Origin of the sequence: Rhizobium sp. TRM96647 (assembly GCF_025780115.1) — a bacterium.
GTDB lineage: Bacteria > Pseudomonadota > Alphaproteobacteria > Rhizobiales > Rhizobiaceae > Mycoplana.
Window position 1 is genome coordinate 13,145 of the sequence record NZ_JAOXHF010000003.1, and the last position, 16,157, is coordinate 29,301.

Annotated in this window: 20 protein-coding genes and 1 tRNA gene; 9 read left to right on the forward strand and 12 right to left on the reverse strand. The window is 64.8% G+C overall.

Annotation, left to right across the window (positions count from 1 at the left end):
* Positions 1-12: 12 nt before the first annotated feature.
* Positions 13-798, forward strand: a complete 786-nt coding sequence (locus OCK02_RS05915; protein WP_263812238.1) for an ATP-binding cassette domain-containing protein — start codon at positions 13-15, stop codon at positions 796-798.
* Positions 799-1,013: 215 nt separating this feature from the next.
* Positions 1,014-1,090 (forward strand) — tRNA-Arg (locus tag OCK02_RS05920).
* 131 nt (positions 1,091-1,221) lie between these two features.
* Here OCK02_RS05920 and OCK02_RS05925 read toward each other — a convergent pair.
* The 3 genes from OCK02_RS05925 to OCK02_RS05935 all read right to left on the reverse strand — a co-directional run bounded on the left by OCK02_RS05925 (position 1,222) and on the right by OCK02_RS05935 (position 3,877).
* Positions 1,222-1,626 carry a VOC family protein gene (locus OCK02_RS05925; protein WP_263812662.1) on the reverse strand — a complete coding sequence of 135 codons (405 nt, stop codon included), beginning with the start codon at positions 1,624-1,626 and terminating at the stop codon, positions 1,222-1,224.
* A gap of 325 nt (positions 1,627-1,951) precedes the next feature.
* Positions 1,952-2,797, reverse strand: a complete 846-nt coding sequence (locus OCK02_RS05930) for a 2OG-Fe(II) oxygenase (protein ID WP_263812239.1) — start codon at positions 2,795-2,797, stop codon at positions 1,952-1,954.
* A 147-nt stretch (positions 2,798-2,944) separates the two neighbouring features.
* Positions 2,945-3,877 carry a glycosyltransferase family 1 protein gene (locus tag OCK02_RS05935; RefSeq protein WP_263812240.1) on the reverse strand — a complete coding sequence of 311 codons (933 nt, stop codon included), beginning with the start codon at positions 3,875-3,877 and terminating at the stop codon, positions 2,945-2,947.
* A gap of 679 nt (positions 3,878-4,556) precedes the next feature.
* Between OCK02_RS05935 and OCK02_RS05940 the strand changes: the two genes are divergently transcribed.
* On the forward strand, positions 4,557-4,949 hold the full coding sequence (locus OCK02_RS05940; RefSeq protein WP_263812241.1) for a GFA family protein: 393 nt from the start codon (positions 4,557-4,559) through the stop codon (positions 4,947-4,949).
* 42 nt (positions 4,950-4,991) lie between these two features.
* Here OCK02_RS05940 and OCK02_RS05945 read toward each other — a convergent pair whose 3' ends face one another.
* Complete coding sequence (locus OCK02_RS05945) at positions 4,992-5,462, reverse strand: aminoacyl-tRNA deacylase (protein WP_230807082.1); 471 nt, start codon at positions 5,460-5,462, stop codon at positions 4,992-4,994.
* 192 nt (positions 5,463-5,654) lie between these two features.
* On the opposite strand from OCK02_RS05945, the gene OCK02_RS05950 reads away from it, so the two are divergent.
* A complete protein-coding gene (locus tag OCK02_RS05950; protein WP_263812242.1) occupies positions 5,655-6,014 on the forward strand; it encodes a DUF488 domain-containing protein in 360 nt (119 codons plus the stop codon).
* Between the two features lie 104 nt (positions 6,015-6,118).
* On the opposite strand, the gene OCK02_RS05955 is transcribed toward OCK02_RS05950, so the two are convergent.
* The 4 genes from OCK02_RS05955 to OCK02_RS05970 all read right to left on the reverse strand — a co-directional run bounded on the left by OCK02_RS05955 (position 6,119) and on the right by OCK02_RS05970 (position 9,014).
* On the reverse strand, positions 6,119-7,162 hold the full coding sequence (locus OCK02_RS05955; protein WP_263812243.1) for a Gfo/Idh/MocA family protein: 1,044 nt from the start codon (positions 7,160-7,162) through the stop codon (positions 6,119-6,121).
* An 8-nt stretch (positions 7,163-7,170) separates the two neighbouring features.
* A complete protein-coding gene (locus OCK02_RS05960; RefSeq protein WP_263812244.1) occupies positions 7,171-7,956 on the reverse strand; it encodes a ThuA domain-containing protein in 786 nt (261 codons plus the stop codon).
* A gap of 113 nt (positions 7,957-8,069) precedes the next feature.
* The gene (locus tag OCK02_RS05965) at positions 8,070-8,411 is read right to left on the reverse strand and encodes an SMR family transporter (protein WP_230807078.1); all 342 of its coding nucleotides are present in this window, start codon (positions 8,409-8,411) and stop codon (positions 8,070-8,072) included.
* A 42-nt stretch (positions 8,412-8,453) separates the two neighbouring features.
* Positions 8,454-9,014 (reverse strand): TetR/AcrR family transcriptional regulator, encoded by a 561-nt coding sequence (locus OCK02_RS05970; RefSeq protein ID WP_263812245.1) that lies wholly within the window; start codon positions 9,012-9,014, stop codon positions 8,454-8,456.
* A 217-nt stretch (positions 9,015-9,231) separates the two neighbouring features.
* Here OCK02_RS05970 and OCK02_RS05975 point away from each other — a divergent pair, with 217 nt between their 5' ends.
* A complete protein-coding gene (locus OCK02_RS05975) occupies positions 9,232-9,663 on the forward strand; it encodes a group II truncated hemoglobin (protein WP_263812246.1) in 432 nt (143 codons plus the stop codon).
* Positions 9,660-10,031: a DUF423 domain-containing protein gene (locus OCK02_RS05980; protein WP_263812247.1), complete on the forward strand. Its 372-nt coding sequence runs from the start codon at positions 9,660-9,662 to the stop codon at positions 10,029-10,031. The genes OCK02_RS05975 and OCK02_RS05980 overlap by 4 nt, the downstream gene beginning before the upstream one ends.
* 170 nt (positions 10,032-10,201) lie before the next feature.
* Here the strand turns inward: OCK02_RS05980 and OCK02_RS05985 are convergent, their stop codons facing one another.
* The 4 genes from OCK02_RS05985 to OCK02_RS06000 all read right to left on the reverse strand — a co-directional run bounded on the left by OCK02_RS05985 (position 10,202) and on the right by OCK02_RS06000 (position 12,714).
* Positions 10,202-10,486: a hypothetical protein gene (locus OCK02_RS05985; protein ID WP_263812248.1), complete on the reverse strand. Its 285-nt coding sequence runs from the start codon at positions 10,484-10,486 to the stop codon at positions 10,202-10,204.
* Complete coding sequence (locus OCK02_RS05990) at positions 10,483-10,884, reverse strand: DUF2325 domain-containing protein (protein ID WP_412178778.1); 402 nt, start codon at positions 10,882-10,884, stop codon at positions 10,483-10,485. The genes OCK02_RS05985 and OCK02_RS05990 overlap by 4 nt, the downstream gene beginning before the upstream one ends.
* 440 nt (positions 10,885-11,324) lie before the next feature.
* Entirely contained in the window at positions 11,325-12,224 is a 900-nt protein-coding gene (locus OCK02_RS05995; RefSeq protein WP_263812249.1) for an energy transducer TonB, read from the reverse strand.
* A gap of 49 nt (positions 12,225-12,273) precedes the next feature.
* Positions 12,274-12,714 carry a hypothetical protein gene (locus OCK02_RS06000; protein WP_412178770.1) on the reverse strand — a complete coding sequence of 147 codons (441 nt, stop codon included), beginning with the start codon at positions 12,712-12,714 and terminating at the stop codon, positions 12,274-12,276.
* 310 nt (positions 12,715-13,024) lie between these two features.
* Between OCK02_RS06000 and OCK02_RS06005 the strand changes: the two genes are divergently transcribed.
* Genes OCK02_RS06005 through OCK02_RS06015 form a run of 3 tightly spaced genes read left to right on the forward strand, consistent with a single transcriptional unit; the run spans position 13,025 to position 16,125 of the window.
* On the forward strand, positions 13,025-14,083 hold the full coding sequence (locus OCK02_RS06005) for a hemin-degrading factor (RefSeq protein ID WP_263812250.1): 1,059 nt from the start codon (positions 13,025-13,027) through the stop codon (positions 14,081-14,083).
* A gap of 10 nt (positions 14,084-14,093) precedes the next feature.
* On the forward strand, positions 14,094-15,023 hold the full coding sequence (locus tag OCK02_RS06010; RefSeq protein WP_263812251.1) for a heme/hemin ABC transporter substrate-binding protein: 930 nt from the start codon (positions 14,094-14,096) through the stop codon (positions 15,021-15,023).
* 16 nt (positions 15,024-15,039) lie between these two features.
* Positions 15,040-16,125 carry a FecCD family ABC transporter permease gene (locus OCK02_RS06015; RefSeq protein ID WP_230807149.1) on the forward strand — a complete coding sequence of 362 codons (1,086 nt, stop codon included), beginning with the start codon at positions 15,040-15,042 and terminating at the stop codon, positions 16,123-16,125.
* Positions 16,126-16,157: the final 32 nt, after the last annotated feature.

Here is a 16,157-nt window from a genome sequence, read left to right on the forward strand (position 1 = left end):
AGGAGTACGCCCATGTCAGACCAACGCACTCCGCTCGTGGAAATGAAGAACATCTCCATCTCCTTCGGCGGCATCCACGCCGTCGACAACGCCTCGATCGATCTTCATCCGGGCGAGGTCGTGGCCCTGCTCGGCCACAACGGTGCCGGCAAGTCGACCTTGATCAAGATCCTCTCCGGCGCCTACCGGCGCGACGCCGGCGAGATCCTGGTCAACGGCGAGCCGGCCGAGATCAACAATCCGCGCGACGCCAAGAAATACGGCATCGAGACGATCTACCAGACGCTCGCCGTCGCCGACAACGTCGACGCCGCCGCCAACCTCTATCTCGGCCGCGAGCTGCGCACCCCCTGGGGCACGCTGGACGACGTGGCGATGGAGGCGAAGGCCCGCGAGGTGATGGGGCGGCTCAACCCCAACTTCCAGCGCTTCAAGGAGCCGGTGAAGGCGCTCTCCGGCGGCCAGCGCCAATCGGTGGCCATCGCCCGGGCCATCCTGTTCGACGCCCGCATCCTGATCATGGACGAGCCGACGGCAGCCCTTGGCCCGCAGGAGACGGCGCAGGTCGGCGAACTGATCAAGCAGTTGAAGAAGGAGGGTATCGGCATCTTCCTGATCAGCCACGACATCCACGACGTCTTCGACCTCGCCGACCGCGTCTCGGTGATGAAGAACGGCCAGGTCGTCGGCCATGCGCGGACCGAGGACGTGACCAAGGACGAGGTGCTCGGCATGATCATCCTCGGCAAGTGCCCGCCCAAGGCCATCCCCGGCCCCGGCGCCATGCAGACGGCCTGACCCTCCGCGCAGGCGCCGCCCCGACACCCGCCAAACTCCGCCGGCCCCAAGGATACGGCGGAGTTTTCCTGCCCGCCCAGCCGAACCTCGGCAGTCACAGAAACCGCCCCCCTCCCCCGGTTTCGCCAGGGCAAGCGAAATTGCCGATTGAAGCGGCACGCGACCTGGGTTAAGAACCAGCCATCGGCCCGGCGATTCCTCGCCGGAAACGGTTAGCACCCGTAGCTCAGCTGGATAGAGTGTTGGATTCCGATTCCAAAGGTCACAGGTTCGAATCCTGTCGGGTGCGCCAAGTCTCCACCATTCCGGAACAAAGCTGGGAACTCCTCCGACGACCTCATTTCAGCCGTTGACACTCGGCCTTCGCAATGAAGGCTTCGGACGTCAAAGCTGCCAGTGGAGTTCTTCACCGCTCAGGTGAACCTATGGAGCATCGTAACAGACGAAGGCGAGTTTGTTGCCGTCCGGATCGCGAACATACGCGCCGTAGAATCCATCCCCATACTGTGGACGCCGTCCCGGCGCGCCTTCGCAAACTCCACCGTTTTCCAAAGCCAGCTCATGAAGTTGGTCGATGAGGCCGGGGGCGCACAAGAATGCCGTCATCGTTCCATTTCCAACGTTAGCTTCACCGCCATCGAATGGGTAGCCTGTAAAGAAGCGCGGGAATTTCTCGTCACCGGACTTGCCCCATGAGGCAGAGCGCTCGTCACGCCAGCAATTATCCAGGCTCATTGCAGCAAATATTGGATCATAGAACACCAATGCGCGCGGCAGGTCTGTCGTGCCGACCATCGTGTAGCCAATTCCATTCATTTCAGATTCCACCAGGTTCAAGATACGCGGCTGCAATCTGCCGCAATCTGCCCCGGCGCTCAACATCTGGTTTGTCAGCGATGGCCGCCCTCGTTGCCCAGCGATGCGAATAGCAGGAATCCACCCCAGGACAGGCAGTCGCTATAAATTATAGAGCGCCTACAATAGCATAGCGGTGCCCGGTTTCATCCTCACGGGCGCGCCAAAGTTCCACAGGTTCATTCCAGAGACATAGGCAACACTTTCGGGCCGAACGGGTTCGGCAAAGGTACGAACCTGCATACACTCGACGGCATGCTCCGTCGTAGGCCCAGTGTACCGCTCCTGACGCCCCAACCTAATGCGTACCCGCCAGATGCTTCTTCAGGCGTCGGAAGTTGCGCATTACGAGCGGTGGGGCGAGTTCCATCGCCATTTCGTTGACCTTCGTTCGCCAGTCCACGCGGTCCTGCGTGCCGGGGCGGACGCGGAACTGGGTTGTTGCGTCCCGTTTCGTGTCATCCCAGGTCGAGGTGTAGTAGTAGAGTGCAATCGAGCGTCGCGGTGTGCCCTGGGGGTGATTGATCGGCTGCGGATTGCCGTGCATGCTCTCTTGCGTGGTGTTGAATATGACGCATCGGTTGAAGCTCGGAACGACCGATTGGGCGCAGCGGGTCATCTCCTGGTTCCACAGTTCGAGCTGTCCGCCGTAGTCCGCTTGCCAGTCCTTGTTGAGATAGATCAGCATGTTGACGCGACGTTCCAGATTCATCGGCTTGTGATGGTTGAAGTCCGCATGAATCGACAGGTGCCCGCCCTGATGAATGCGGTGGAGACCGGCGCCGGCAAAGTACGGGTCGGGGATGAGCCCCTTGATGCCGGTGATGTTCTCGATCACCCGGATAAACGGCCGTGAGTTGAACGAATAGAAGATCTGCCGCGTGGACGGAGGCAGGATGTCGGGGCTGAAGCTTTCCTTCAGACGCTCCTGATGTCGGTCGAATTTCTGTTCGGCCGCATCGGAACCTGCCGGAAAATCCTTCAGGCAGGTTTCAAGCACGTTCGGCGGCAGGAAGTCCTCGATCACGATGTGCGGGAACGGATCGGCCTGCTGGTAGCTCTGGTGAAGTTCTGCGCCTTTTTCCCGGTCGATATTGCTGGAAACAAGCCCGAATTTTTCTTCCATTTCATGCAGATAAACCATGATCTGTCCCCAAGAGTATCTGACGGTACCGTTGTTCTGGCCCAATGAGAGTCTACATGACCGGCCTGGCGTCGCAATTGACGGGAAACCAACTTATGTGCCATGCGGGTTTACTCAATTCGAAGCAGCCGGCTTTACTCTCGCGTGTCAGGCCGCAAGGACACGACGGAAGGCGGCTTCGACGGCCGCGCCGGCATTGTCCCAGGAGACCGAAGCGACACTTTCGGAGGCGCGTCTGGAGACGGCCTCGAAGTCGGGAATGTTCACCACCGCTTCCAGCGCGGCCGCGAGCGAGTGCGGCGTGGCGGGTGCATACCGAACGTGAGGGTTGTCGAGCACAATGCGGTTGTGCTCCGCATCGTTGACGACCGGGATGCAGCCTGCAGCAAGCATCTCGTAGGGCACGAGCGATACGTTGGTCAGCGAAAGGTTCAGTCCGGCAAAGCACTGGTTGTAGATATCGTTCAGTTCAGCCGGCCCGACCTGTCCGTGATTGATGGACTTGAACGGAAGCCCTCCGACCTTCTCCCCGAAAATGTGCAGTTCGAGCTGCGGAAGCCGTTTTGCCAGTATTTCGAGCGCCAGGAACCCGAGCTCGGTTCCGCGCCTCGGCGTACTCGACCGGGCGTAGAAGGCGACACCCGTTCGCTTCTTTCCACCCGGCTTCAAGCCATAGCGGGATGTGTCGCAGCCGAACGGAAAGTAGTCGGCGTCCATGTCGAACTCGCTCGACAGTTTCTGCGCCAGCCACTTGCCGGCGGTGATGGCGTGAAAACCCATTCGATAGGTGTTTTCCGCCAGCACGCTCTGGGAGCCGACGGGATCGAAGTAGGGCTCGTAGTCCTGGACGAAATAGAAGCGTTTTCCGCTGCAGCGGGAATTGAAGACGGCATAGGCGGTCGGCCATGCTGTGGCGACGACCGCATGTGCGTCCACCATTCCCTCGCTGACGTCGGCGATCGGGCAGGTCAGGCCATAGTAATCCCTGGCGATTCCTTCGAAATACTTCAGATCCGCGCCATAGGTGTTGTAGAGATAGACACGGTTCTTGTATCCGAGCCTGTCGAAGTACTTGACCATTCGATAGCACGTCGTATGCCCGCCCGATCCGGGCCCCGCGGGTTGCTCCACCCAGTTGATGATAAGCGGTTCGTCCGGAGCGACTTTCGGAATTTTCGGCTTGAAGGGCTGGCTCAGATCAGCTGCCACGACATCATGGGGGAAGACCTCCCACATCGAATTCCGTGGCCGGACCCAGTCTGACGCCATGAACCGCGCACGATCGACAATCCCCTTGTACCCGTCTTTCGCAAGGATCGCGCCAACCTGGCGACTGCGCCGGCCAAACTGGCGGCGCGCAGAACTCAGAATCGAAGTCGGCATCGTTTGAAGGGTCTCCACTGCCGGTTGCCCGCCTCCGTTCAGAGCAGATCAAGCTGTCCGGCACCGATCGGGACGTATGGCCCAAACTGTGGCTCCGGCGGCACCTGCGCTGCAATGCCTCATTTCGGTCGAGGGCATACCCATGACCGCGGGCATTCCGCCATATGAACGGTCATTTCCCTGCAACAGCGCTACGTCTTTTGATGCTTTCCGGTACAACGTCTTCGTTGCCGAAGGGGCGCGTTGTGCTGCCTACCTGAGGTTTCATGAACAAAGGTTGCAATGACATGCGACGTCCCCGCGAAGCAGCCAGCATTTGCAGGCGAGGCGCCGTCGCTGTAACCCTTCGGTCCCGTTGATGGCAAGGGAGGTGAAGATGGATCGGTTTTCCGGCGGCTGCCTGTGCGGCAATGTCCGGTTTGTGGCCTCGGGCAGCCCGTATCGGGTCGGCATCTGCCATTGCCTCGACTGCCGTAGACATCACGGCGCGCTCTTTCACGCCTCGGCGATCTTCCCGCAGGATGCGGTGACGGTTGAGGGCGAGACGCGCGACTATGCCGGGCGGTTCTTCTGTCCCCGCTGCGGCTCGCCGGTCTTCGCCCGCACCGCGGACGAGATCGAGATAAACCTCGGATCGCTCGATGCGCCCGACCAGTTCCGGCCGACCTACGAACTCTGGACCATCCGCCGCGAAGCCTGGCTGCCGCCGTTTCCGCTCGCCAGACGATACGACCGGGATCGCGACGGCACGGGTCGCGCCGAGGAATAGGCGGCCGAACGCCGGATGCACCGGACGATGTCCCCGCTCGGTTCAATGCGGGTGGCTGATACGGGCGACCTGGGCGTCCTTCATCAGGCTGAGGAAATTGGGGCCGGTGACGTGGACCAGCGTCCGGTGGTCGCCCCCCTCGAAATAGACGTCGCTGACCCGCCCCAGGCTTTCGTCGAGGATGACCGGGATGTCATAGGCCATGCCGACCGGCGGGGCGGCACCTTCGTCGCAATCCGAAAAGAGCGTGCAGACCTCCTCCTCCGACGCCAGTCCGAGCCTGCGGTCGATCACGTCCTGCAGGGTGGAGAGCTCGATGCGGTGGGTGCTGGGGACGACGGCGAGCACATAGCCCATCTCGTGGTGGACGACCACGGTCTTGGCGAGCCTGCTGCCGGGGATATGGGCTGCCTGGGCCGACTGGCTGGTCGTGGCGGTGCGATGATGCGGGACGGTGTCGTAGGCGATCCCTTCCCGTTCGATATAGTCCTGAAGCCTTCTGGCGATGGTCATGGTAGGCGTCCCTTCCTGTCTGCTGGCGACGCGTAACAGGGCCATTGTCCTCCCATCATCGGCGAAGTCAACGAAGAACCGAACAGGCGGATCGCCGCCTCGGAGGCGGCATGTGTTGCCCGGCAGGCGGGCGCGGTGCATGCTTTACACGGGATTCGCGCGGCCCCGCCGCGCCAGATCGAGGAGGAAGAGATGACTGTCCGGATCAAGCGGGTCTACGATACGCCGGAACCTTCCGACGGTATGCGCATCCTCGTCGACCGGCTGTGGCCGCGCGGCGTCGCAAAGGAGAAGGCGCGGGTCGATCTTTGGCTGAAGGACATTTCCCCCAGCGACGACCTGCGCCGGCGCTTCCATGCCCGGCCCGAAAGCTGGGACGAGTTCCGCCAGCACTACGCCGCGGAACTGGAAGGCGAAGCCGAGCAGGCGGCCGCGGCGGAGCTCCGCCGCCATATCGCACAGGGCCCGGTGACGCTCCTCTACGCCGCCCGCGACGAACACCACAACAACGCGGCCGCGCTGGCGTTGTGGCTGGAGGAAAAGACGCGGTAGTCCGCTGGGGACGGCTGACGGCCTCGGAAAACGCTCCCGATCAGGGCCGGCATCGTCCGAGGCGGCTGCCTTGGCGCAAGGCAGAGTACTGGGCGGCCCACTCCCTAGACCGCGAGTTCGCGCCTCGCCTTCTCCGCCTCGATCGCAAGGTCGAGGACCTTCTGCAGGTTTGCGGCATGGCGGAAGCCGGGCTCGACCTGCCGCCTTTCGCGCACCGCCACAGCGAACCGCTCGTAATTGGTCGGCACCGCACCGCCGTCGATGTCCCGCCAGCGCGCGGTTTCCACGTCCTCGCCGAGGCAGCCCCGCAGGCTCGAACCCTCCGGCGTATGGATCACCTCCAGCGCGCCCCGGTCGCCGTGCATGCGCAGACGCAGTTCGTTGAGATGGCCGGTGGCCCAGCGGCTGGCATGGATCACCCCCAGCGCGCCATTGGAGAATTCCGCCGTCATCGCAAAGCTGTCGTTCGCGTCGAGGTCGTATTCGCCGATGCGGTTGCCCGGCGCCTTGTCGAAGGCCTTCATGCGGGCATAGATCGCCTCCACCTCGCTGCCGCTGCCATAGGCGGCGAAATCCAGGATATGGATGCCGACGTCGCCAAGAACGCCGTTCGAGCCGTGCCGCGTCGACAGCCGCCACAGCCACTGGCTCTCGGTCGTCCAGTCGCCCCAGGCCCGCGACACCAGCCAGCTCTGCAGGTAGGACGCCTCGATGTGGCGGACCGTGCCGAGCGTACCGGACAGCGCCAGTTCGCGCGCCTTCTGCAAGGGGGCGACGTTGCGATAGGTCAGGTTGACCATGGTCACGAGACCCGAGCGCTCGGCTGCCTGCGCCATCTCGTCCGCCTTGGCGAAGGTCTCCGCCAGCGGCTTCTCGCACAGGACGTGCTTGCCCGCCGCAAGCAGGGCGAGCGTGGTCGGATGATGGACCCGGTCCGGCGTGACGTTGGCGGCTGCGTCGAAATCGCCCCAGTCGAGCGCCTGCTGCAGGTCCGCAAAAATGCGGGCGATCCCGAAGCGCTCGGCGAATGCCGCAGCCCGCGCCGGGTCGACATCCACGGCGCCGACCAGTTCGACACCGGGAATGGCGGAGAAGTGTTCGGCATGCGTGTTGGCCATGCCGCCGGTGCCGAGAACGAGGAGACGCATGGGATCCCTCACCGGTAACCGGCTTCGCCGGCCTGGTGCAGGCGCGGGCCACGTTCAACGATCGGCTCCAAAGCGCTTTCAACCGGCACGTTCGGCGCATCGTGGACGGTCAGGTACGGCGCCTGCGGGTTGTGGGCCCACTTCACCGCGTTGCGCAGCACCTGCTGCACCGTTCCGTCGTGATAGGTCGGATAGGTCTCGTGACCCGGTCGGAAGTAGAAGATGTTCCCTGCCCCGCGCCGCCAGGTCATCCCCGAACGGAACACCTCGCCGCCGGCGAACCAGGAGATGAACACCGTCTCGAGCGGCTCGGGCACCGAGAATGCCTCGCCATACATCTCCTCGTTCTCCAGCACGAAATGCTCCGGCAGGCCGGCGGCGATCGGATGGGCCGAATTGATCGTCCACAGCCGCTCGCGTTCGCCCGCCTCGCGCCATTTCAGCGCGCAGGGCGTCCCCATCAACCGTTTGAAAATCTTGGAGAAATGTCCGGAATGCAGGACGATGAGCCCCATTCCCTCCCAGACCCGCCTCGCCACCCGCTCGACAACCGCGTCGGAAACCGCGCCATGGTCCTTGTGGCCCCACCATAAAAGCACGTCCGTCTCGGCGAGCCGCGCCGAAGGCAGGCCATGCTCCTCCTCCTGCAGCGTCGCCGTCGACGCCGCGATCGCAGGATCGGCATTCAGCGCTGCGGCGATCACCGCATGCATGCCGTCGGGGTAGATCGAACGCACGACCTCGTTGGTCTGCTCATGGATGTTCTCGCCCCAAACGATGGTCCGTATCGTCATAAAGACAGCCTCCCGGTCTGCGTCCACGTCAATCCAAAGCGGTTTGAATTGAAGTTTTACAGCCATGGCTGCCGAAGGCAAGCCCCAACCGGCGACCCGGCCGTCACTGGCCGTCAATGGAACGTGGATTTCGAGAACAGGTTCAGGACGAGAACGCCGGCGATGATGAGCCCGAGCCCGATCACGGCGGCGAGGTCGAGCGTCTGGCCGAAGACGAGATAGCCGATCAGCGAAATGAGCACGATGCCGAGCCCGCTCCAGATGGCATAGGCGATGCCGACCGGAACGTAGCTGAGGCTCCACGACAGGAAATAGAAGGCGACCGCATAGGAGGCCACCATGACGAGTGTCGGCCCGAGCCGGGTGAAGTGCTGGGCGGCCTGCATGGCCGAGGTGCCGATCACCTCGAAGATGATCGCGACCACCAGGACGGAATAGACGAGGGCGAGGTTCATGGCAGGCTCCGCAGAGGGGATGGAAGTTCGGGGGGCAGGCGTTCAGCCGCGGGAGAGGTCGAAGAGACGTTCTTTCATCCGCTCCGCCTGAGCGGCATCCATCGGATGGCTTTCGAGGACGGAGGCGAGCCACAGCCCGTCGAGGGCAAAGCGCGCAAGCGTGCAGTCGAGCGAGGTATCGGTGCCGGCATGCCGTTCGGCCTGCAGCGCGATCCAGTCCCGCCAGCGCGCGCGCAGGTCCGGCTCGGCCAGGAGCGGTATCGTCATCGCCTTCCAGCGCGCCTCCTCCGCCATGGCCCCGGTGCCGAAGGTGACGCCGACATAGGCCCGGGTAAACCGGCCGTGCGGTTCCGGATCGGCCCGCATCGCCGCGGCGATTGCCGCATCCATCCGCGCGATCAGGTCGTCCAGCAGCCCGAACAGCAGATCGGCCTTGCTCGGAAAATGATGCAGCAGGCCACCCTTGCTGACGCCGGCGGCGGCCGCGACAGCATCGAGCGTCAGGCCGGCAGCCCCTTTCTCCACGCACAGGTCGGCCGCAACCTCCAGCAACTGCTGGCGGACGGCCTGCGGATCCTTCTTGCGCTTGTGGGCGGTGCTCATGGGATAAACATACCGTCTGGACGGTTTTATTGCAAGAGATCATCAGCATCGATGGCAGAAGACTACCGCACAAGGACGAGCCGGAAGGCTAATCGCTATTGCCCGCCCGACGCACGCACGCGCCCGCGATCCGATGTCAGAGGTCGCGCAATGCCGTTGTCCCCTTCCCGGTCGTGAACTATCTGTGGCACAGGCGAAATTCGGGCGAGGCTTGCGGGTGCAGGACAGGCAGAAACAGGACGGGCAGGCAAATGGAACGATCACCCTCTACGAGGCCGTCGGCGGCGAGGCGGGCGTCCGCGCGCTGACGCGGCGCTTCTATGCGCTGATGGATACGCTGCCGGAGGCGGCCGCCTGCCGCGCGATCCACCCCGCGGACCTGTCGGACAGCGAGGAGAAGCTGTTCGAATATCTGACCGGCTGGCTCGGCGGTCCGCCGCTCTACACCGACAAGCGCGGCCATCCGATGCTGCGCCGGCGCCACTTCGCAGCCCCGATCGGGGCCGCCGAGCGCGACGGCTGGCTTCTCTGCTTCACGCAGGCGCTGGAGGAAACGGTTCCGAGCCGGCAATTGCGGGACATCGTGCTGACGCCGGTGACCCGGCTCGCCGAGCACATGGTCAACCAGGAACAGGAGGGGGATCGATGACCGTCTCGACTGCACGCCGGGCAACGCTCCTTGTCGCCGGCCTGTTCGGCTTCGCCGGCGTCGTCAGCGCCGCCATCGCCTCGCATGCGAGCGGCGACCCGCGGCTGATGGGCGGCGCCTCGGCCATGTGCCTTGCGCATGCGCCCGCCCTGCTCGCGCTCTATGCCGCCTGGCCGAACCTGCGCACCGCCCCGCTCGCCGCGGTCCTTCTCATCGCCGGCACGCTACTGTTTGCCGGCGACCTGACGATGCGCCACGCGCTGGGGCACGGCCTGTTCCCCATGTCCGCCCCCACCGGCGGCACGTTGATGATGGCCGGCTGGCTCGCAATCGCCCTCGGCAGCCTGCTGAAACCGCGCGACATCTGAACGAGCGAGGTGAACAGCGGGGCGAACCTCGCTGTGCACGGCCCGCAACGGCCAAGCGTGCGTGACCCCGGAGCACTGGACGGCCAAGGCCGTCCCCGCTTGCGAGACGAGCCGCAGACGCCGCCATGCCGGATCAGGCATGGCGTGCCCCGCTCTTCAGGTGCGCACTTTCAGGCTGAATCCTTCCGCCGATCCACCGGTACGATGCGCTGCGGGAAGGCGACGACGTTGTCGGCGGCGGCGACCGGCGCATCGTCGGTCGGTTCGAACGGCACGGCGCGCGCAGGCGGGCGCGCCTCCCACACCGGGAAGACGGAGACGTTCGGGTTCTCTGCCTGCATGCGCGCTTCGCGCGTCAGAAGGGCATGGAGTTCGGGGATGAGGCCATCCCCGTTCTGCGCGGCGAGCTTATGCAGGCCGATCATCATGAAGCCGTCAGGCCTGTCACTGCTCATTGTATCGGAGTTCCTTCGCTGAGGCTCTGCAGGGCCCGCTCGAAGCTGGATTTGCTGCCGTTGCGCAGCGGCACGAAGGCCTTTTCCCACTTCTTGCAGCCCGTCTTCACCCTGAGACACGCATCATGGCTGATGCAGTCGATCGGGCAGAACACACAGTCGACCGAAGGAAGAACGTTGTCGATCCGCGAGACCGCCTCGCGAAGGCCGCCATCGTGATGGATCAGGTTGGCGCCGAACGAACTTGCGATCTGGCGCAGGTGCGCAACCTGGCAGTCGCGTCCGCCGACATAGAGGAAGTTGCGGCCCTCGAGCGCGGCCTTGGCCGAGGCATCGCCGTCGCCGTCCGCACCACCCGCCTGCTGGCCCTGCCTGTCGGCAGCCGCCCTGCGGTCGATCTCGATCGTCCGCCGCTTCACCCGCGTCACCTCGACGGCCCGCTGCTGGCGCGGATCCGGAGCCGCCGGACGCGCCGGCTGCGCCTTGCCCTCGCCGGCATTGGCCGATGCGGCAGAAAGGCGGGCCTTCAATGCGGCGACCTCTTTTTCCAGCGAAGCGATCCGTGCGTCACGCGCCGTCACCATCGCCCTCAGCATTGCCTCGCGCTGGCCGTCCTTGCCTGCCTGCATGCGTCATTCCTCGCGCTCTGGGCCTTACAACCCGTTTCGATTGGCGCGACCCTACAAAACATGAGTTATGGAGTAAAGTATAAACATGATAAATTTCATCATCTTTTTTGATCAACCGCAAATCGCACCGAAATACCCGCGCGACCGGCACGGCCCTGACGGGCCGGACGGCCGGAATTCCGGAACGAAAGGAGGACCTGCCCGAGGGCCTATCGCTTGAAGACGATCGGAACGTTGAAGGGCCAGGAGGACCGGCCCGCGCCCGCCGGTATCTCCGGGAAGGGTGCGGCGCGGCGGACGGCATCGAGGGCCGCCTGGTCGACATCCGGCTCACCGGAACTCTTGGCGACACGAATGCTCGTGGCCTTGCCGGAGGCCGAGACGGTGAAGGCGACGGTCACGACGCCGGCGCCCCGCACGCGCCGCTTGGCGCGATTGATCTTGCTGCGGACCTTGCCCGGATAATTGCTGACGGCGGCGTTTCCGGCCGTGGCGCTGCCCTTCTTCTGGCCGCCGGGCGCAGACAGGGTGACGCCGTCGGAGCCATTGACCTCGCCGCGCTTTGCCGCCCGCGGGCTATTGCCCTTGTCGCCGGATTTCTTCGCCCGCTTCTTCTCGGGCTTCTTCTCCGCCGGCTTCTCGACCTTCTTTTCCAGCGGCTGGATCGCCTCCGGCGGCTTCTCCACGATCTCCGGCCTGATGTCAGGAACGGGAATGGCGGCGATCTCGACCTCGGCGCCGTCGATCTCGACGGCCTCGCTCATCTCGGGAATGAATTCCTCCGCATCCGGCGTCGGCGCGACCTCGCTCGGGGTGATCTCGTCCGGAACGATCTCCTGCGGCTCGATCTCGGCCACCGGCTGGGCAACCGGCTCGATCGTCTCCGGCTCCATCTCCTCGGTCGGCTGGATCTCGTCCGGCGCGCCGGATTCGATCGCGTCGAAGGCATTGTTTCCGAGCATCGCCACCTCGGCGACGACCGCGCCGCCGGCGACCTGCGCCACGTCCGCTTCCGGCTCGGGCGAAAGCGTCAGGATCGCTGCCGCACCCGCGTGCGTGATCAGCGACAGGACGATCGCCGCGCTCCAGATTGTCTTGCTGCCGGCCATGGCTACACCTTCATCTCTACTCGATCCGGTCGCGCCGTCGCGCCCCGGATTATCCTTCGAAACCGACCTGCGTGTTGCTGCGGGTCACGATGCCGTTCATGCACGCGCCGGCCGCAATGCCCTCGCCCTCGCATACGGGGGAATCGTTGATCAGGATCCGCTTGACGTTGTCGCATTGCGTGCCGGGCAGGTCGAACTGCCGCACCTTCGTCTTGCCCTGCGGCAGGTCGCGGAAATCGAGCACGATCATGCGCTCGACCGTTCCCGTGCCGTTGAAGAGCACGAATTCGAACTTGGCGCTCGCGACGCTCTTCTCCAGCTGGTTGCCGATGACAAAGGTGAGGACGCAGCCGCGCTCGGACGGCGCCACCGCATTGAGCTCAACCTGCAGGCCCTTGCCCGGCTGGGCGTCCTGCGCCCATGCGTTTGCGGCAGGCAGGGCCGTCGTCAGGGCCAGAGCCATCACGGACAGGGCTGCATTTCGGATCATCGGGACGCCTCGACTGTTGGACACGAACAGGACCCGGACACGCCACCCCGCAATGAAGCGATTGCGGATTGCATCGCGCATTTCAACCAGCGGCCGATCCGGTATTGCGTCCATAAATAAATATGACTATGAAAGTCAAGAAAGTTTAACGGAAACGACGTTCAATCCCCTGTGAATGCTCGCAAATTTGTTGCGGGACGATGTGCCTGAAGCCGCGATCGCGAGGTGTCTCGCAGTCCGGCGCTCCACAGTGACGCGACACAGGGGGCACGACGATATTTGAACAGATGAACGTGAGCAGGCAGACACCATGACGGAAAAGCAGCGCCCCACCCCTTCCGAGATCCGTGCCTATCGAGCGGAAAACCCCAAACTGCGCGAGCGCGACGTTGCCATGCAGCTCGGGATCTCCGAAGCCGCGCTCATTGCCGCCGAGGTCGGACTGACGGCGGTGCGCATCGACGGCAGCGCCAACCGCCTGCTGGAAAGGGCGCCTTCGCTCGGAGAGGTCATGGTGCTGACCCGCAACGACAGCGCCGTGCACGAGAAGATCGGCGTCTACGAGAAGATCAACGTCGGCCAGCATGCCTCGATCGTGCTCGGCGAAAACGTCGACCTGCGCATCTTCCCGCAAGCGTGGAAGCACGGATTTGCGGTCAGCAAGAAAGGCGAAGGCGACGACGTGCGCCGCAGCCTGCAATATTTCGATGCCGCCGGAAACGCCGTGCAGAAGATCCACCTGCGCCCGGCCTCCAATCTCGACGCCTATCTGGCGCTCGTCGACGAATTCCGGCTGGATGACCAGTCGCAGGACTTCGCCGAGGTGAAGCCCGCCGCCTCCGATGCGGACGAGACCGGCCCCGTCGACGTTCCGGTCCTGCGCCAGAACTGGAGCGAGATGACCGACACGCACCAGTTCTTCGGCATGCTGAAGAAGCTCAAGATCGGCCGCCGGGAGGCCGTTCGCAGCGTCGGCGAGGACTATGCCTGGCAGGTCGCCTCCAACGCCGCCGAACTCATGCTGCGGGCCTCAGCCGAAAGGGGCACCGACATCATGTGCTTCGTCGGCAACAACGGCACGATCCAGATCCATACCGGCCCGGTCAGCAAGGTCGAGCCGATGGGACCGTGGATCAACGTGATGGATCCGACCTTCCATCTCCACCTGCGCCAGGATCACATTTCCGAATGCTGGGTCGTGCGCAAGCCGACCAAGGACGGCCACGTCACCTCGCTGGAAGCCTATGACGCCAAGGGCGAGATGATCATCCAGTTCTTCGGCAAGCGGAAGGAAGGAAACGTCGAGCTTGCGGCCTGGCGCGACATCCTCGACGGCCTGCCGCGCGCCGACGCCAGCGTCGCAGCCTGAGGATCCGAAGATGAAGCGCTCCTTTTTCCAGACAGCGCGCCGCACGGCGCTCGCATTGACGGCCCTGACGCTCGCAGCACCCTTTCTCCTGCCCGCGAGCGCCCTCGTGTCCCCCGCCGCCGCGCAGGAGACGCAGAAGGCCGATACCTCGCGCATCGTCGTGATCGGCGGCGCCCTGACCGAGATCGTCTATGCGCTCGGCGAGCAGGACCGGCTGATCGCCCGCGATACCACCAGCACCTTTCCCGAGGCCGCAATGAGCCTGCCTGATGTCGGCTACATGCGCGCGCTGTCGCCCGAAGGCGTGCTCGGGGTCAATCCGAGCGCCATCCTCGCCATCGAGGGAAGCGGCCCGCCGGATGCGCTGGCGGTCCTGAAGAATGCGGGCGTGTCGTTCACGACCGTCCCCGAGGGCTACGACCGCGCCGCCATCCTCGACAAGATTGCCAAGGTCGGCGATTTCCTCGGCGTTCCGGACAAGGCGAAGACGCTCGCAGACGAGGTCGGCGCCGATCTCGACACAGCCATCGCCGACGCGGCGAAGCGCCCCGAGAGCGAGCGCAAGCGCGTGCTCTTCATCCTGAGCTTCCAGGATGGAAAGATCATGGCGGCAGGCGCCCATACCGCCGCCGACGGCATCCTCAAGCTCGCCGGCGCCGTCAACGCCACCGACGCGGCCTTCCCCGGATACAAGGCGATGGCCGACGAGGCGATCGCCGACGCCAGGCCGGACGCGATCATGGTCATGTCGCGCGGCGGCCACGACAGCAGCGACGAGCAACTGCTGGCCCATCCGGCCATCGCGCTGACGCCTGCTGCCGCCTCCAAGACGATCATCCGCATGAACAGCCTTGAACTCCTCGGTTTCGGTCCGCGCACCGCATCGGCGATCCGCGACCTGAACGAACGGCTGTACGGCAAGGCCAATGTCTCTCAGTGATGCCGCAAAGACCGGAATGCAGGGCATGACGGCGCACCGCCTGCGCCTTGCCGCCGGGGGTGACCGGACCGCCCTCGCGCGGCTCGTCATCGCCGCGCTCGCCGTGCTGACGGTCGTCGTCCTGTTGCTGTCGACGGCGACGGGCGCCTCGGACGCCTCGGTGGTCGATGTCGCCCTGTCGCTGGTCAGCGGCGAACCGTCCTCGGTTCTCAGCCAGCGCGACCGCATCATCGTCATCGACATCCGCCTGCCCCGCGCCCTGCTCGGGCTCCTGATCGGCGCAGCGCTGGCAGTCTCGGGCGCGGTGATGCAGGGTCTGTTCCGCAACCCGCTGGCCGATCCCGGACTGATTGGCATTTCCTCCGGCGCCGCACTCGGCGCGGTGCTGATGATCGTGCTCGGCGGGGCGCTGCCGGCCGCCCTTCTCGGCCTTGTCGGCGCCTTCGCCCTGCCGCTCGCAGCCTTCGTCGGCGGCCTGCTGGCAACGCTCTTTCTCTACCGCATCGCCACGCTGCACGGCCAGACGTCGGTCGCGACCATGCTGTTGGCAGGCCTCGCGATCGCGGCACTCGCCAGCGCCGTCACGGGCGTGCTGATCTACGTCGCCGACGACCGCCAGCTTCGCGACGTCACCTTCTGGAGCCTCGGCTCGCTCGCCGGCTCGACCTGGCCGAAGGTGCTGACCGCCGGCCCGGTGATCCTGCTCTCGCTCGCGGTCCTGCCGTTTCTCGCCCGCGGGCTGAACGCGATCACGCTCGGCGAAGCCACCGCCTTCCACATGGGCGTCAAGGTCCAGAAGCTGAAGAACATCGCCATCGTCAGCGTGGCCGCGGCGATCGGCGCCTCGGTGGCCGTCAGCGGCGGCATCGCCTTCGTCGGCATCGTCGTTCCGCATATCCTGCGCATGGTGATCGGCCCCGATCACCGCTACCTGCTGCCCGCCGCAGCCCTTCTCGGCGGCATCCTGCTCCTGGCCGCGGACATGTTCGCCCGCACCATCGTCGCGCCGGCCGAGCTGCCGATCGGCATCGTCACCGCGCTCGCGGGCGCGCCGTTCTTCCTCTGGGTGCTGCTGCGGCACCGTACGTCCACCGGCCTGTAACGGCGGCGGGCGACCAAACGCATTCGGGACCG

Bases quoted from the DNA above. Each gene is read 5' to 3' on its own strand.
- OCK02_RS05970 (WP_263812245.1), bottom strand. From the start codon at position 9,014: ATGAGCACCGCCCACAAGCGCAAGAAGGATCCGCAGGCCGTCCGCCAG.
- OCK02_RS05950 (WP_263812242.1), top strand. From the start codon at position 5,655: ATGACTGTCCGGATCAAGCGGGTCTACGATACGCCGGAACCTTCCGAC.
- OCK02_RS05960 (WP_263812244.1), bottom strand. From the start codon at position 7,956: ATGACGATACGGACCATCGTTTGGGGCGAGAACATCCATGAGCAGACC.
- OCK02_RS05965 (WP_230807078.1), bottom strand. From the start codon at position 8,411: ATGAACCTCGCCCTCGTCTATTCCGTCCTGGTGGTCGCGATCATCTTC.
- OCK02_RS05945 (WP_230807082.1), bottom strand. From the start codon at position 5,462: ATGACCATCGCCAGAAGGCTTCAGGACTATATCGAACGGGAAGGGATC.
- OCK02_RS06000 (WP_412178770.1), bottom strand. From the start codon at position 12,714: ATGATCCGAAATGCAGCCCTGTCCGTGATGGCTCTGGCCCTGACGACG.
- OCK02_RS05980 (WP_263812247.1), top strand. From the start codon at position 9,660: ATGACCGTCTCGACTGCACGCCGGGCAACGCTCCTTGTCGCCGGCCTG.
- OCK02_RS06005 (WP_263812250.1), top strand. From the start codon at position 13,025: ATGACGGAAAAGCAGCGCCCCACCCCTTCCGAGATCCGTGCCTATCGA.
- OCK02_RS05940 (WP_263812241.1), top strand. From the start codon at position 4,557: ATGGATCGGTTTTCCGGCGGCTGCCTGTGCGGCAATGTCCGGTTTGTG.
- OCK02_RS05955 (WP_263812243.1), bottom strand. From the start codon at position 7,162: ATGCGTCTCCTCGTTCTCGGCACCGGCGGCATGGCCAACACGCATGCC.
- OCK02_RS05930 (WP_263812239.1), bottom strand. From the start codon at position 2,797: ATGGTTTATCTGCATGAAATGGAAGAAAAATTCGGGCTTGTTTCCAGC.
- OCK02_RS06010 (WP_263812251.1), top strand. From the start codon at position 14,094: ATGAAGCGCTCCTTTTTCCAGACAGCGCGCCGCACGGCGCTCGCATTG.
- OCK02_RS05935 (WP_263812240.1), bottom strand. From the start codon at position 3,877: ATGGTCAAGTACTTCGACAGGCTCGGATACAAGAACCGTGTCTATCTC.
- OCK02_RS05915 (WP_263812238.1), top strand. From the start codon at position 13: ATGTCAGACCAACGCACTCCGCTCGTGGAAATGAAGAACATCTCCATC.
- OCK02_RS05995 (WP_263812249.1), bottom strand. From the start codon at position 12,224: ATGGCCGGCAGCAAGACAATCTGGAGCGCGGCGATCGTCCTGTCGCTG.
- OCK02_RS06015 (WP_230807149.1), top strand. From the start codon at position 15,040: ATGCAGGGCATGACGGCGCACCGCCTGCGCCTTGCCGCCGGGGGTGAC.
- OCK02_RS05985 (WP_263812248.1), bottom strand. From the start codon at position 10,486: ATGAGCAGTGACAGGCCTGACGGCTTCATGATGATCGGCCTGCATAAG.